Annotated in this window: 12 protein-coding genes; 3 read left to right on the top strand and 9 right to left on the bottom strand. The window is 45.3% G+C overall.

The genetic code is table 11. The features are described 5' to 3' along the window. Positions 1–46: 46 nt before the first annotated feature. From MHI14_RS14245 to MHI14_RS14205, 9 genes are all read right to left on the bottom strand, one after another. Positions 47–1,453 carry a hypothetical protein gene (locus tag MHI14_RS14245; protein ID WP_341130572.1) on the bottom strand — a complete coding sequence of 469 codons (1,407 nt, stop codon included), beginning with the start codon at positions 1,451–1,453 and terminating at the stop codon, positions 47–49. 13 nt (positions 1,454–1,466) lie between these two features. Continuing rightward, on the bottom strand, positions 1,467–2,009 hold the full coding sequence (locus MHI14_RS14240) for a sigma-70 family RNA polymerase sigma factor (RefSeq protein ID WP_341130571.1): 543 nt from the start codon (positions 2,007–2,009) through the stop codon (positions 1,467–1,469). A gap of 223 nt (positions 2,010–2,232) precedes the next feature. Next, positions 2,233–2,490, bottom strand: coding sequence for a hypothetical protein (locus tag MHI14_RS14235; protein WP_341130570.1), 258 nt, complete (start codon positions 2,488–2,490; stop codon positions 2,233–2,235). 7 nt (positions 2,491–2,497) lie between these two features. Beyond that, complete coding sequence (locus MHI14_RS14230) at positions 2,498–4,330, bottom strand: hypothetical protein (RefSeq protein ID WP_289389396.1); 1,833 nt, start codon at positions 4,328–4,330, stop codon at positions 2,498–2,500. A gap of 4 nt (positions 4,331–4,334) precedes the next feature. Further along, positions 4,335–7,892: a DUF4132 domain-containing protein gene (locus MHI14_RS14225; RefSeq protein WP_341130569.1), complete on the bottom strand. Its 3,558-nt coding sequence runs from the start codon at positions 7,890–7,892 to the stop codon at positions 4,335–4,337. A 19-nt stretch (positions 7,893–7,911) separates the two neighbouring features. Beyond that, positions 7,912–9,135, bottom strand: a complete 1,224-nt coding sequence (locus MHI14_RS14220) for a VWA domain-containing protein (RefSeq protein WP_341130568.1) — start codon at positions 9,133–9,135, stop codon at positions 7,912–7,914. Further along, entirely contained in the window at positions 9,120–11,588 is a 2,469-nt protein-coding gene (locus MHI14_RS14215) for a DUF5682 family protein (RefSeq protein ID WP_341130567.1), read from the bottom strand. Before MHI14_RS14215 ends, MHI14_RS14220 begins: the two co-directional genes overlap by 16 nt. Continuing rightward, positions 11,576–12,676 carry an ATP-binding protein gene (locus MHI14_RS14210; protein ID WP_341130566.1) on the bottom strand — a complete coding sequence of 367 codons (1,101 nt, stop codon included), beginning with the start codon at positions 12,674–12,676 and terminating at the stop codon, positions 11,576–11,578. The genes MHI14_RS14215 and MHI14_RS14210 overlap by 13 nt, the downstream gene beginning before the upstream one ends. 421 nt (positions 12,677–13,097) lie before the next feature. Next, positions 13,098–14,111 (bottom strand): aldo/keto reductase, encoded by a 1,014-nt coding sequence (locus tag MHI14_RS14205; protein WP_445670340.1) that lies wholly within the window; start codon positions 14,109–14,111, stop codon positions 13,098–13,100. A 153-nt stretch (positions 14,112–14,264) separates the two neighbouring features. On the opposite strand from MHI14_RS14205, the gene MHI14_RS14200 reads away from it, so the two are divergent. From MHI14_RS14200 to MHI14_RS14190, 3 genes are all read left to right on the top strand, one after another. Further along, a complete protein-coding gene (locus MHI14_RS14200) occupies positions 14,265–15,464 on the top strand; it encodes a cytochrome P450 family protein (protein ID WP_341130565.1) in 1,200 nt (399 codons plus the stop codon). A 46-nt stretch (positions 15,465–15,510) separates the two neighbouring features. Continuing rightward, positions 15,511–15,840 (top strand): ribosomal protein L7/L12, encoded by a 330-nt coding sequence (locus tag MHI14_RS14195; protein WP_341130564.1) that lies wholly within the window; start codon positions 15,511–15,513, stop codon positions 15,838–15,840. A gap of 170 nt (positions 15,841–16,010) precedes the next feature. Beyond that, a complete protein-coding gene (locus tag MHI14_RS14190) occupies positions 16,011–16,295 on the top strand; it encodes an ArsR/SmtB family transcription factor (protein WP_176872808.1) in 285 nt (94 codons plus the stop codon). Positions 16,296–16,478: the final 183 nt, after the last annotated feature.

Genomic DNA, 16,478 nt, shown 5'->3' with positions numbered 1-16,478 from the left:
CCTTCTGATTGCACTTATCCCCCGATTCTTTGATTAACTTTTTATATTATCTATCTTGCAAAGTTACTTTCTCTCCATTGATTAGCAGGTAGCTCACATCATTCACCGGAATGGTCTTAGGGGATATCCACTTAATGAGATCCTGATCCAGCTGGAGGAAACCGGATGCGCCAGACAAATTTGTACCACCCTTCAGGTGAACTTCAATACTCAAGTCCTCCACCCGAATCTTGCTCAGTGCCTCACCTGTAAGCGTGACGCCAACTGCGGAAAGAGATACATTTGCCCGTGAGGCTCCATTTGCATCAAGCTGAACGTTTCCTGTTTTGCTCAAACCATTTTCACTCAAGTTAAAGGTCGTTTTCCAATTTCCCTTTACAACTTCACTAATGCTCGTAAAACTGCCTTGAAGTCTAAGCTTATCTAATTGGTCAACAGTGGACAGATCATACACATGCTCAATGTAATCTCCTCCAAACCTAACCTGACCTTTCATATAGTGTCCATAACTAATGGAATATTCAGGTATATCAAGCTTTTTACCTTGCTCATCCGTGAAGTAGAAGTATCCATGATTATACTCGCCAATCTCATTATCCGGATTAATCTGAATGTGTAACTTGCCATCCACAAAACCCATATTGGAAATATGCATCCAATCAATACCCTCAACAGGGATATTCGTTACATCCTGATGCAATACCGGAATTGGATCGGTTTCCATTTGAATATCGGTTTTACCTCCCAAGCCACTTATACGATCTTGATCCAGAATATCATAGTTATTGTTTTGCTTTTCTTGTAGCAACTGCTCCCAGTCCACCTGTACGTTGTAACCATCTTGAAGAGATGTACCTGACATCAGCGTATTGATCTGAACGGTAATTCGATTTTTGCTGACTTTTCCTTGAATGAGGAATCGGACAATAGCCGTTTTGTTAGCATCATCATAATGAATAATCTGAGCGTTGTTTGCATTACCACCGGTTACCCTGTAATCATATACATCCATTGTATCGTCAATGCGATGACCCGTCAGATCGGATAATGAAACATAGATTTCCGTTGTATCTCCGTCCCTGACAGCACCTATAACCTCCATTCGAATCCCTTGATCTTCACTCACCTGGTGAACAGGCTGAAGAATGCCAATCCGATCTGCACCTATAAAATGAAGAACAGTAGACAGATCAATGATCCCAACTGATGCAGCTGCCCCTGTAACCAGACATAACGATAACGCAGCGGTTACAGGAATATAGATGGCTTTGCGATACCTTTTTCTTTTATTCATGGACTTCTTGGTCTGTGCGGATGGATATAATACAGGTGGATAAAATGATGAATCTGATCTCGTAACGGTTGGTGGTTCATTCAGCGCCAATTTATCATAGAACAACTTTTTAATATTAAAGAGGTTCTGCTCAGTGAATTCTTTCTCGGATTTTCGCATTTGATCGCCTCCTTTATTTCCTGTTCATCCACCATGTCCTCAATCGTTGCCTGGAGCGATAAAGCTTGTTATGGACTTGCCTAACGTGTAGGGACAATGCTTCTGATATCTCATGGGGTCTCTGTCCTTCATAAAACCGACGTTTCATAATCTCACGTTCCGGTTCTGGAAAAGATTCAATCATTTGATTAAGTTCCGTATATGTCTCTTTACTGATCATCTGAACCAACAAATCATCCGTTTTCACCGAATGAATCTCCTCTTCATATGTAAGCTCAGTTCTTCGATTAAGTTTCCGGTAGCGATCAATCGCTTTATGTTTTGTGATTGTTGCAAGGTAATTTTTCAGGCTACTTCGCCAAGACTGGAATGCATCCGGATTCTGCCAAAAAGCAAAAAATGTATCTGCTACGCATTCTTCAATCTCTTCTGCCGATGCATGATATAAGATGGAATGAGCAATCTTCCATAACAAACCTGCGTAGTGGTTCATCACCCATTCCATGGCCTCAGGATCACGATTCGCTACTGCCTTCCGTATCTGTTCTTCTTCCACGATTACATGCACCCTCCCTTCCATGCTCATATAATCACGAATGCTCGTGTTGATCCGTGCTACCTACCTATATTCGTTTAACAAATGACTTTTACTTACTCCACGATAAAAAAAGATTTGCAGTGACCTTATGGTCTTCTGCAAATCTTCTTATATTCTATAATACATCTTATTTATTACATCATATCGCTTCATGTGCCTTCGCTTGGAATACTAACCAATATTACGCCTCTTCTTGCACACTCAATTGCACATATTGGGTGAGACGACAATACTGAAATAACAGCAACTCTTCATTACCTTGTCCAAGAGCCACGCTACGCCCTTCTTTGATGAGGTGATTCAACAACTCATGCAGGAAACTCATCTGCAACCGCAAGGATTCCGCTGTGAGCTGCTCAAGTACCTCAATATCCCGGGTCGTAAACTGAGATAACCCACGCAGGAGCAACTCTTCTGACCAGCCGTTAATTCTCTGCATAAACTGATTATATTCTTCCAAGTCTGCCCATCCTTCCATTACCGATATCCAGTTTCAGACTGAGCACCGTTTGACCCTTCAGGAAACTGATTGGGCTAATCCGTTTTGGTTCCACACGCACAAAGGCATAGAAGTGTTCAAGTGATTGGGAACCATATCCTGACTCCAGTCTTTGGATCATCGTTTGCCAATCAGTTGAATACGGGAGAGTAAGTGCCAAACGTTCTCCTTCGGCACCCTCAACCGTCAGGACAAGATCCTGCGTTTGTTTGACAAAGTTATGGTCCACGATTCGAGCAACTTTGATCACAGCCAATCGTTCTTTGGGAGCAGCAAACAAGTCGAATGTTCGCGATTCCTCTTGAAGTACAGACGTTACGTCTTGCATGGTTTTGCCCAGATTCAACGTTTTCACACCCGTTCGTGGCAAAATCGCAAGCTTGGCACCTTCGCCGGAAGAGATCCGGCGTTCTTCATTCACTTTAACGGAATGGAATTGAACTTCTTCACCCACGAACTGGCGAAAGGTCAGATTAGGCAGCCATGGTGTGAATGCACCGTAATGCTCTGTATATGAGAACTGCTGATCACCATAATATACAGCACGTACATCGCTATAGGTGTAGATTTCCTCATCATCGAAGCAATAGAAATAATAGGTGATTCCACGGAAACCGGATCGTGTCTCCCACGCATCAGCTCCCAGTCCATACAGGTGAAGTGAAGGCACCGTAAAGTATTTACTTCGAAAACTGCCAATGAGCTGACTCTGCTGAATGACAGATACCTTTTCTTCTTCAAGAACCTGGAGTGCAAGATACAGCTTGCTTACCCGATCCAACATGGATTGCATGGAGAAACGTATATGTCTGTTGAAAAACAACTGTAGTTCCCCTTGAATCCCTCGCAAACTGCGTTCTATGTCAGGCAGGTTGCCACTATGAGCAGCGATTGCCAAGGTCTCCAGTTGTGCCATATAGGACTGAGGAATACGGGCCAGTCCTGTCTTCAACAATCCTGCCAGCATAATGCGACATTCCTGCACCGTCTGCAGAGAGAACTTGGCTTCGTACACCCTTCCACTTAATGCATCCGTGTCATGCAGGCCTTTTAGGTTCCGATATCGTAGCAAAGCTTCAAGCTTGGCCATTTTCCCAGCTGTCTGCTGCACCTTACATAGTGCTTTTGCAAGGCTCGCCTCCTCGGTAAAAGACACCTCGATATTCTGGGTGGTCAGATGAACCGTAAGAAGTGAATCTTCAATGATCTTAATTTCCTCTGGGTACCTCAGTCGGAAAACAACTTCCTCAATCATGGAAGAACTATACGATTTAATTAACACGGTAAGATCAGACTCCGTCATCCAGCGGAAGCGAGACTCGATCTCAAGAGACACTGAATGTGGATCTTCGCTTGGATCGTCCACGTTTAATACTAAGTTTGATACTGATTCTTTTACTGATACGTCTTTGGGTACGTCCAACGGATCATTATCCGATATCCCTGAGTACTTATCCAGCGCATGCTTCTCGTCTGCATTCATTGAATCCTCTGCCGTATATTCCCGTTGATCATACAGAATTGCAATCAGCACATGCTTGCAGATATGATCGGCCGGGCAGGAGCATTCCCAATGATCCAGTGTATCTTCAAGCGTACAGTGTGTCCCGTCACTTAACTGGCAACTCACAGATGATTCATTCCATGTGTACGTTACACTTACACCATTGTCCAACTCTTTCAAAGACCTTTTGTACAACCCCTTGTTGGCATACCGAATCAAATAATCCTCCGTACACAGCTTCGAAAAAATCCGGAATTTCTCCTTGAATCCACTCACGTCATCAACGCCCCGTTGCTCTCAGAATGTCGTAGATCGTTTCACTGAATACTCGACCTGGAACGTTGCCTAGAGCAATGGGTTTGTTGTCACCATAGTAATAATATTGCTTGTTATTTGGTTTGAAGAAATGTAGGGAATCCAGGGTAATGTCATCCAATCCCTCGTAATACGTAATACTCGTACCACTGAATTGTAATTCCGCAACAAGATCTCCGTACTCTTTATAAAATTCATGATACCAGCCGCCGTCCTGTGCCGGCCCTTTGATCCAGCCGTATTTCTCCAGTGCTTTGGGGAAAGACGTTGGTGAGAAATCAGACTCGGGCAGACGATCGTATTCATTCTTCGCCTTGTCCTCATCTTCAGGCTGATGGATTTCACGATTCAGTTGTTCAAACGGCTGCTTGATCTCGTAATCCTCCAACTGCGTTGTCCAACCTTCAAGCGTCGCCTGATCCAGTTCCAGCGGGTGTATAAGTCCCACTTGTGCACCTGAAGGCAGATCAACCTCGTCTTCATCCACGGAATTGAAGGTGCCGTCCTCCATATAACGGAACGTGCTGATCAGAGCGCCATCCTCATACGTTCCCCAGATCAGACCAACAGCGAATTTTTGCATGATTACATTTTGTACAAACAGTGCTTTCCACTCATCGGCAGACCACAGACGTTGCTTGGACAATGACTCTTCCAGACGCTGCGCCTGAATGTTAACCATGGATTTGAGATCTTTTTTCAGCTGTGTGAAACGTGCCTTGGACTGGGCTGCCAATTCAGGATCATCTTTCTGTGCAGGAGCAGGCAGACTCTTCACGGCTTTGCCCGTTTCTTCATTTAAGACAACGACTTGTAAGTCTCCATTGACCTTAACCAGGAAGGAACGCTCTCCGTAACTCAGCTGCATGGTTCCTTTTTCATCAAAACCAAGCGTGGTGACTAACCGATCCTCCAGTTGTTCCGAGGTAAGTCCCATATTATCGGCTGCAAGTTGCAATGCTTCTTCTGCTGCACCTTTCACCTGACGGTTCTTCACACCACGTTTGATTTTATCAATCGCCATTAGAGCGGATGGATCTTTCAGATAAGCGAGCACTTTTACAGCATCTGCTGCAATCGCGCCACGACTATTTTCTGTCCATTCCTTAATTTGCGGAGCTAAAATATTTACAATCTGAATATCGCCAAAGAGTGCTGATACATACATCACCCATTTCTCTTTTGCAGGAGCACCTTCCTGAATCCAGACCTGAAGCATTTCACTTGCAAAACGAGCGAGAGATACCTCACTTACGTAATCTCGTAATTCATTCAACCGTTCATTAGGACCGGATGTATGATCCAATGATTGGACCAAAGCATACTGTTTAATCCGGTCATCTAAAGGCTGATTGTCTTCAATACGTATCAGTGAAGGGAGATCTTTCAAGGACAACCAGCTCAGTCTCGACAACTTTTTGGCATCCGCCTGATCAGCGAGTGCAGCATGGGCATACTCTGGACTTAGATCTGCGGTATCCAGCAGAATTTGGATCAAGCTCTTCCACTCATCGGACTTCTCTTTCTTCAAAAGCTCACCATACAGCTCCTTGCTGTTTTCCAGACTGCGGATTGCGGTCAGAGCCATCTCTTTGATTCCCACTTTTTTCTCGGAGAGGTATACGAGCGTATACAAGTCCTGATCAGGAATTCGATTGAATTCCGCTAACGCCACGCCGTTGGCCTTCTTGGACGAATCCTGCAATCCGGCACGAATCGCTTCAGCCAATATTTTCTTCGATAACTCATCACGCTGTTCAAAGGTTATCTCCAGAATTAAAATGCGCGTATCCGTTGGCAGTTTCTTGTACTGTGTCAGTGCATAGTCCAGATTCTGCTGAATGATTCGGCGGTATTCGTCATGCGGCATGGATTTGTATCTATAGTCGGTCATGCCATTGAGTGAGATCAGGCTGGTTAGCAATTTCTCACGTTGCACCTCAGGATCTTGCCCATAACGTTGAAGCAGCTGCTCTCCACTAAACGCGTATGAATTGTACATGTCCGAGATAATATCCAATGTCCAATCGGGATGAGTGGTGAGGATTGCGAACCTGCGCATCGCCTCCGAGTCCAAGGGCAGAAAACTAATACTAATGAGGTTGTGAACACGCTTCTTATCCCGATTCAGTTGATTAAACAACCCGCGACTATTCGGGTCCTCCCAATATTCCTCCAGGGTGTTTTCTCCACCTAAGTATCTTGCAATCACAAGTCCTTGACGTCCCCCGTCCAAAGGATGCCGAAGAGCGTTAAATACCGCTTGCTCCAGTGAGCCCTCCGCATTAGGCAATGTCAATCCTTGATCCTTCATGAATTTCTGAATGCAGAGTTTCAGGAATGGCGGTTTTATAATCTCGTATGCTCGAATCGCTTGTTCAGGACGATTCGCGATCGCGGATTGTAACATGTTCCAGGATACCGTGTACGAATTAAGCTCGTCCCGCAACATTTCAACCAACTGATAAGGCTCATCCAGAGGCACAAGTCCAGCAAGCAGATCATTTGGACTCTTTGCTCTAGGGTCCATACTCAGCAAGTAACGACGAACTTCAAGTGGATAAATCTCATGTAATTGATGTATTGTGTGAAGCAAAACATGCCCAATCTCACTATTTGTATCAAGGAACCGTTGTTTACCCCCACTAATGTTAATCAAGTACAGCAAAGCGCCACTCACCAGTACCATAGTTTGATGGAATACGGTGTTTGAACATTGCTCTTTTGAAGAGAACGATGTATTGGGATACAGCTCAGCTACGAGCTGACTACGCTTCTCCTTGAGGAATTCATCCTTCAATTCTTGGGATGATCCGTTATGTTTCCCTTGAATATTACTGACCACTACAGGTTCAATCAACGTATGTAGCTCGTCCCGCAACTTATCTGGATCATTAGCCATCACATGTTGAAACAACACGGGTAACGATTGAACAGAAGATTGAACCTCTGCAAGATGAGAAGCCGTGTCACTGAGTCTTGAATATAGTTGCAGCAGCATTAACGCATTGATTACATCTCGATAATCCCCCTGGGTGTCAGCCTTTTTGGAATCAAAAAGCCACTGGGCACGCTTTAATTTGCTCTTTAATTCAGCCGAAATTTCGTTCTCGCCCGCAAACTGTTTGATCTTCTCCAACCGGGACAACAATCCATCCATGCGATCAGCGCTTTTGCTCTTCCCGCTCAATCCGTAGGCTTCTGAATCATTTCCCATACAGACAGTAAAGGCATCCGTTCTCCATGAACTTCTTTTGGAATAATTGGATTCCAGATATATCACAATAGCCCCGGCACGGTAAAAGATATCTCCATCGTCTTTTTTGGCAAGCTTCATGAGCAGATCAATCGTTTGATACACATAATGACTCGAATTTCCCATCATATCCGGAAACTTGTCTGTCGTTCCCAAGACATAATCGATAATTTCGGAGCTGCGATCTGTTTTTAATGAATACTCGTTTGAACAGGTTACTGCGAATTTCTCCACCAAAGTTTCAACTGCGCGGTCTGCGGTAAGCATTACACATTCCTCCTTGAATTTAAGTGATAATCTCGCCAATCCAATCCGCGAGTTCGTTAGGCGTAATTGCTGCTACATGTGCCCCCATATTGGTTAATGTCTGTGCGGCATGTTTGTTATAGACTGAATCCCCGTAAAAATCGAGCGCGGTGAGAACCAGCAATTTGCATCCTGCATCGATGATATCTTTACAGGCTTTGTACATCTGCGCGATCGGGTACCCTTCCTCCAGATCACTGACCAGAATAAAGATGGTTTTGCCCGGATTATCGATTAACGTCTCGCCATATCGCAACGCTTTGGTAATATGTGTCCCCCCACCGAGCTGTACATTCATGAGCACGTCTACGGGGTCTTCCAGTCTGTCGCTCAGATCAACAACCTGCGTATCAAATATGAATAATTTCGTGCGCAACGCATTCAAGCGATAGAAGATGCTGGCCATCACCGAACTGTAGATGACTGAATCCAGCATACTGCCACTTTCGTCTACACCAATGATGATGTTCCACTTGTTATGGGGCTGTATATTCCCGTCGAAATACAGACGATCAATCACAAACCTGCGCTTGTTTTTATCGTAATTCTTCAAATTCTTGGTGATAGTTCGCTTGAAATTCAGATTGCGCAAGGATCGAACTGAACTCGAGGTATAGCGACTGCGCTTGCCCATGATACTCGCTCGGGTCTGAGACTCCAGCTTGCTGCGTAGCTCTTCAACCACGGTTCGCACGATCTCCTTGGCGCTCTTTAACACCTCACCTTTCATCCGTCCTTTGAACTGCATAATGTTCTTGAGCAGATTCATGTTGGGTTCAAGGGATTCAAGCAACTTTTTGTCTGTTAACAATTCTGTCAGCCCATAGCGGTCAAGCGCCTGTTTCTCCAATATTTCTACCGTTGGTTTGGGGAATAGGTCCCTGACTTTGTGCAGCCATTTTGGTACAGTCAGATTAGATGCACCGCGTCCTCCCTCTTTTCGGTAACCTTGTTCTTCACCGTATTCACGGTTATACAGATACCCCAGAATCTCATCGATTTCCGTATATTGAAATTCAGCCGACGTATATTGGTCTGTATTACACAACCCTTCTTCGGACGATTCACCAAGAATCAGACGCCATCGATTTAAGGTTTCAGCAGAATGTTGATCCCCTCGGTTGCTTCCATCCGGATTGGAACTTTCATTGATTTCTCTGATATCGTCCGTTCTCCGATTCGCTTCATTCATATTAGCTTCCATGCGGCAAACTCCTTTCGAAGCGCTTCGTCCCATGCTTTGGACTGAGTCAGCATCTGCTCATCAACCGCAGGCCTCAACATTTCCTCTGGCTCAACCTGATGCAGACTCGCCACCCGTTCGGCAATCAAGCCCGTTTCCATTGGTGTAAAGTAGGTGAATGCCAACCGCAATTCCGGTACCATACTGATGAAGTCGTCGTATGAAAGCTGTTCAATCAGATAATTCAACTCGGACAACAGCTGATCTTCATATAAAAAAGCGTCACGTGCTACAGTGAATACTCCCTGTAAAAAAAGTGCGGTTTGACGGGTCTGATCCGGTGTACCATGGATATAACCACGAGCACGATCAACAATCTCATCTCTGGGCCTGTCACCGAGCCCTGAGGAAATAGCCACACATACACCCTCCAGCTGAGCCGGAAGCTGGTGATCCGACAGAAGCTCATTCAGCTGTATTCGGAATGTCTCATCCTGAAAATACCCCTCCGATGACTCTGCGAGCATGGCTAGCAGCTTCAATCCTTGAATAATGGCTTCATGTTCATCCGGGTTAGCTCTGGAGAGCTGTAACAACTTGTCCACGGCGTTCCTATAAGCTTCGGATACCAGGTCAGGGAGATGTTGCTCGTCAGATAATCCCAGCAACCTGCGGTGTTGATGAATTCGGTTCAAGACATGCAGGCTGTTACATAAGGATAGGAAATTCCCGTCGGTTCTCAGCGCCGAGCGCACCTGTTCATAGAGTTTCATCGCAGTGTCCTGAAGCCCCATGAGTAACGCTTGAAGCATGAGTCGGGCAAGTTCACCGCTATGATGATCCGGTATTTCTTGCATCTGTTCTTCCATTTTGCGTGTAGCCGCTCCAGCAAGCGTTCCGCCATAAAGAGAGTTTTCTATCAATCTGGCTTCAATACGGGATGAGTACATATAAATCCAGGTTTCGCGAACAAGATTCATATCACGCTCTGCGATCCAGTCCGGCCCCGATTGCCGTTTCGCAAATTCCGGAACCAGATAGGTGATGCATTGAATCAATTGGCTTATCTGACGATGCTCCGGTTTCGCATACAGATCCAGAACTTTCTTGTGTTGACCTGTTGTACGAATCTGCAGTTTGTACTCTGTACAACGCGCCTTGAAGTCCTCCACGATGGGAATACTGAATGAATTGGGAGCCACGCTTCCAATGACGTCTCCAGTCAATAACTGCTGCAGCTCTTGCAGCGGTTTATCGGTCGCCAAGGTAAGCTCCCCCTTCACAAAGGAAGAGAGTGCTGCATCCATCAACTCATAGACGCCGCCTTCCCTTTTACCCCGAAGCCCGGCAAGACCTTGAATCATGCTGTACGCCTCAATCGCATCACTCGTTGATACATGTTCGTGACCATCCCTTAATTGGCGCATCAGCCGGGATAACAAGTCCAGAGCCGTTAGATTATACGGTGTACTCTTTTTGCGAAGCAGCTGGTTCCAGATCTGATCGTAATAATTTACATAAGGCATGCCGCTCGCATATCCATTGAGCCGATCCGCTTCAGCAAAGGTATAGACCATCGGGTACATTTGTTGGTGAACCGTGTCTGGATTAACCGCACTTTGTTGAGACGTTCCTGGTTTACCTTGTCCATCCAAACGTCGGTCTGTATGCCGTTTATCCATTTCTGGCTGTTCCAATTCCGATTCATGTTTCTCTGACATCAACAGTCCATACGTATGAAATCCACCGGTAATGACAAGCACACGGTCATGCTCCTGCACCGCTTGATTAATATGTTGTTTCATATATGCTTCTCTTGCCAGATCACCTGAAGACTGTAATCGTTCCGTGGAATAACACATTCGGGATAAGGTACAATACGTGAATACATCCTGCACGAATTCCTCAGTAGACTTCTCCAGGCCACCGATCTCAAACACCTTTTCCCACAATTCATCAAAACTGCGGCAGTTTGTTTTTTGACACAAACGGTTAATGAAGTCAGAGCCCGCAAGCAAGGTTTCGTCCTGAATGGAGATCTCCTTTTGTTCTGTCTGGCCGGATTTGGATGCACGAGTGGAGAAGTGTTGATAGTCCAAATCAATAAACTTCGCCGGAATGTTCAGGCGTTTTGCTTCTTTCAAAGCTACATATTCAGGTGAATACCGAAGCATCGGATAATAGCAGGCTTCTCTCTCCAATTCACTCTCATAGGTATAGTACAGACTGACAGGAGGTAAGGTTGCCTCATCACTCAGCACCGAAATTAATGGATTACCGCTCTCCGGTCCTTCAATCAAAATGATATCTGGCTTGTACTCCTCAATTAATCGTAACAAGTGATACGAACATGCAGGGCTATGGTGTCTAATAGGATAATAGACCGTATGATTACTCAGGTTATATACCTGGGATTCGAACAAGGATTGTAACTGCTCAACATCAGAGTCCAGTACCGCTGTTAACCGATCCATTTTCTCTCCTCATAATAGTTCTTCCACATTCCCTCTTCTCTGGAACGCTCTTTTACGACCTTAGAGAAATAGGTTTTGAGAATGGAAAGATCCTTGTCGTTTTCCTTTGCAATGGTCCCCAGCATGTTCTGCACCAGCCGATCCAGCGCAATAGCCTTATCTTCGTAATAATAGGAAGTCATCGCACTCTGAACATAGACAGACACCGCTTCCGCCGTACTCATGGATGCTTGAGGGGTGTCAAGTTTGTAGCCTTCGCGTGTCATGCCGGTGCGCAGTTCCATAAATGTTGTAGCCAGCAATTCAACCACGTCCGGGTTAATGTCAATATCAATTCCACTATGTAATAACAGGCTTCGTGCCTGGGACTCAATAATTTTGGCTTCCATCTTTACGTTATGAATGGGCTTGATCGTTTCAAAATTGAACCGGCGTTTCAATGCACCACTCATTTCGTTAACACCTTTATCGCGAATATTGGCTGTAGCAATGACGTTAAATCCCGGTTGGGCAAACAGCACACCGCCATCCAGTTCCGGGATGCTCATGACCTTGTCACTGAGAATACTGATCAGACTATCCTGCGCTTCAGCCGGACAACGTGTAATCTCTTCAAAACGGGTAAGAATTCCTTTCTTCATGCCGTTATATAACGGTGATGGCACAAGCGCAGCTTCCGAAGGGCCTTTATCAAGCAGCATGGCGTAATTCCATGAGTACTTGATCATGTCTTCCGTCGTGCCTGCTGTACCTTGAATCGTGTTTAGACTGGTACCGGAGATCGCTGCGGTCAGCAGTTCGCTAAGCATGGTCTTGGCTGTCCCGGGTTCTCCCACGAGCATTAATCCTCGATTGCCTGCCAGAGTAACCACGGCACGTTCAATTAACACGTCATTGCCATAGAATTTGCGGGTAATCGTGATCTCTTCTCCATTTAATAACGCAGGCTTATCCCTGCCTATAATAAAATCGCGCACATAGGCGGGAGATAACAGCCAGTTCGGGGGACGTTTCCCCTGATCTTCCTCTCGCAGCGCACGTAATTCAACCTCGTATAATGTCTCGGCGGGTGGTTTAAGCATCTCCATCGTCAAGGTGTCTCCTCTCACGTAAACAGATCGTATGTTCTTATTCCTATCATTTTATCACAGCCCTCGAACAACTACCCGGTAAAACGATAAAAATGGTTGAAACGTCCTTCTTATCAGCACTCTTCCTAAGTCCATGGACATAGTCTCTAGCACAAATATGAAGGTGAATTATCCTTACAACCGTGCCTAAACACTGTTTTCGGCTCCGAATCAGCATGCTTATTACCCATGCAAACGCATTGTAGGCCATATGACCTTAGGATTCATTACACTTTCGATCATGTGTTTCAACCAAATGAAGCCCATTATTACAAAGAAGACACAGGCCATCAGCAGCTTGTGTCTTCTTATATGTTCAAATTTCACCCAATATCTATGAATTTTGATCGAAACGAACCACTCTCTCAGAATTCCCTACTTACATTCTACGCCCGCATGAGGCGGAATACAGCTCGTACCACTCATAACGGGTAAGCTCAATATTTATTGCATCACGACAGGCCAGAATACGTTCTGGTCGAATCGAACCAATGACAGGTTGTATCCCTGCTGGATGCTTCATTAACCAAGCCAGTACAATAGACTCCGGTGTAACTCCACGCTCCTTAGCCATTCGATCAACCAATTGAGCCGTATGCTCAATTTCAGGACGCTGTCCCTCAACTACCCTGCCAGTAAATCGTCCTTGAGCAAGTGGACCCCAAGCCTGCAGTTGAATATGCTCTGCCTGACAATATTCCATCGTGCCATAAGGAAATACGTTGTCTCTGGCTTGCGGCCGATTAACTGTCACACCGGCTTCTACGAATCCGATTTTATCCAGACTCATCTCCAGCTGATTCACAATCAGAGGTACTTTACTATGAAGCTGAAGAAAACGAATCTGTTCAGAACCCATGTTGGACACTCCAAAATGGCGCACTTTACCGGAATGATGCAGCTCAGCCAGTGCGTCTCCAATCTCTTGCGGATGGGCAAGTGGATCAGGACGATGTAACAGCAAAATATCCAGATAATCGATGCCGAGCCGTTCCAGGATACCGTCCACACTCGCCAGGATATGTGCACCTGAGGTGTCATAACGCTGCGGTCCTTCATCATCACCCACAAGACGTATACCACACTTCGACTGTATAATGATCTGCTCACGCAAGCCGGGAGTTTCGGATAAAACTCGCCCCAAGACATGCTCTGCCTTACCACGTGTGTAAATATCCGCCAGATCAAAGTGATTAATGCCGATTTCGATAGCTGCTTCTACCGCTCGATGACCTTCTACGACAAGATCGGAAGTAATGGGGAGCCCATCCCATTCACCCCCAAACCGCATACAGCCAAGAACCATTCGACTTGCCGGAATCTGGTGGTGATGCAAAGGAAGTTGTGCGTAAGACATGTCAGCCTTCACCTCATTTTCATTTTTAGCAAGCATAATAATCGATTCTCTCTACCATGTCTTCTTCCATCTTCCTCTATTTTCCTGCTCTATCATCCATATGAAGAAAAAACAAGGTTTCAAAAGCTTGTGTATTGAATATATAGAGGGTGCAGGTATTATGCAGGAATATGAGAGGAGATATTACATTTGAACCCGAATGAACTCAACGAGTCCTCAAAGCCAGCGTTTTTCACGAAAGAATTCACGCATAACCCTTACCCGGTGTATGAAAAGTTAAGAAAAGATGAGCCCGTTTTCAGAGTCATGTTTCCTCATGGGGAATTCGGCTGGATTATTACCCGATACGAGGATGCAGTCCAGATTCTGAAAGATCCTCGATTCAGCAAAGACATGGTCCGACGTTACGGCGCTGACAATCAAAGCATCTTCTCGAATAATATGTTGTTCTCCGATCCGCCAGATCATAGACGTCTTCGGGGACTTGTGCAGAAAGCATTCACACCCAAACTGGTCGCAGACATGCGAAGCCATATTCGGGACATTGCTGATGAACTGCTGGACAACCTCCCGTCACAGGAAAAAATGAATCTGATCGATGACTTTGCCTTCCCGCTGCCTATCATTGTCATTAGTGAAATTCTGGGAGTACCTCTTGAGGATCGTGACAAATTCCGCTTGTGGTCCAATACGGTAATCGATGCTTCCACAGCCGAGAGCGCTGAGCTGTTTGAGCAGCATGCAAGGGAGTTTACGGATTACCTTACGGCCTGGTTTGCGAAAGTTCGCCGAGATCCCGGCACTGATCTGATCAGCCAGCTTGTCATTGCAGAAGAATCCGGGCAGCAGTTAACTGAACAAGAACTGCTTGGCGTGGTCTCCTTATTAATCATTGCCGGTCATGAAACAACTGTTAATCTCATCGGCAATGGGATTCTCGCCCTACTGGAGCATCCAGAGCAACGCGAACTGCTCATCAAGCAGCCTGAGCTTATTCACAATGCCATTGAAGAGATGCTTCGTTATAACGGGCCTTTGGAGTTCAGCACATCTCGCTGGGCTCTGGAAGATATTGAATTCCGTGGAGAGCATATCGCTCAAGGTGAACTTGTCATTGTTGCGCTTGGTTCCGCCAACCGGGACGAACAGCAGTTTAAGGATGCTGATATCTTCGACATTACCCGCGAAAAAAGTTCGCATCTGGCTTTTGGCAAAGGCATTCATCTCTGCCTGGGAGCACCGCTCGCTCGTCTGGAAGGTGAGATTGCAGTCAGCACACTTCTGAATCGTTTTCCAAATATACAGCTTCAGGCAGATGTGAATGAACTGGAATGGAGACCTGGCATGATTGTTCGTGGTGTCAAGGAAATCCCGGTTCAACTTAAATAATAGCTAAATATGAATAAATGAAAGCGAGGCACATGACATCATGGAAATGAACACCTTGGTATGGATCGTTCTGCTGCTTCTGATCCTTGTGTTACTGGTCAGAGTCACCAGTCTGCAACGCCAATTAAATGAATTGAAAAGTGATGTGGAGCGTCTGGAGAACGGTTCAACAGTCAGCGCCCGCTCTGACTTCAATTACACATTGTCGCCGAAGGAAACATCTCACACAAGCCAACCAGCCCAATCGGATCTGGATCAGGAACTGCTTACACTTATACAACAAGGGAAAAAAATTATGGCGATCAAACGACTGCGTGAAGCCCGAGGTCTTTCGTTGAAGGAAGCCAAAGACTATGTTGATTCCCTAGATCGGTAATATACAACTCACATAACTCTCCGGGGAAGTTACTCCAGACTTTCGGCTGTTAACACAGACGCAGTAGAAAGTGTGGAATCTTCACCGAGAGTTTACTTTTCTAACGACATATGCTACTGTTATTTCTATATTACTAGAAATAAGAAATAAAGACGAAAGGACGGATCATGATGCAATCAAACTCGAATGAGATTGAACAAGTCGTCAAAATTCATAAAGCGCTGGGCGAGCAAACACGCTACAAAATCATTCAGATTTTATCGAGCGAAAGCAACCTGTGTCCCGCCGATCTGGAGAGCCGCCTTGTTACGGTTGCCCTATCGACTCTGTCTCATCACCTGAAACAGCTATCGGATTGTGGCCTGCTTACATCGCAGAAGAAAGGTACGTATATCTACTACAGCCTAAACACGGAGACTGCACAAAAGTTTGTTCCCTATCTGCTAAATAAATAAAAAATTTGAGTTATATTTCTATATAATTAGAAATATTGAAACAGTACCTTAACATTTATTAGTAGCACTAGGTCACCTAAGTTTACGCTTATATCAAATATTCATTATCTAGGTTGTAACATTACCATTCGCGCAGATAGGGTGCATTCAGAGAGTTCATTTCTTGTTCTATCGTCTTTATTT

This window comes from Paenibacillus sp. FSL K6-2393 (genome assembly GCF_038002545.1).
Taxonomy (GTDB): Bacteria; Bacillota; Bacilli; order Paenibacillales; family Paenibacillaceae; genus Paenibacillus.
The sequence above is the reverse complement of the archived record's forward strand: the minus strand, read 5'-3'. Positions and strand labels throughout refer to the sequence as shown.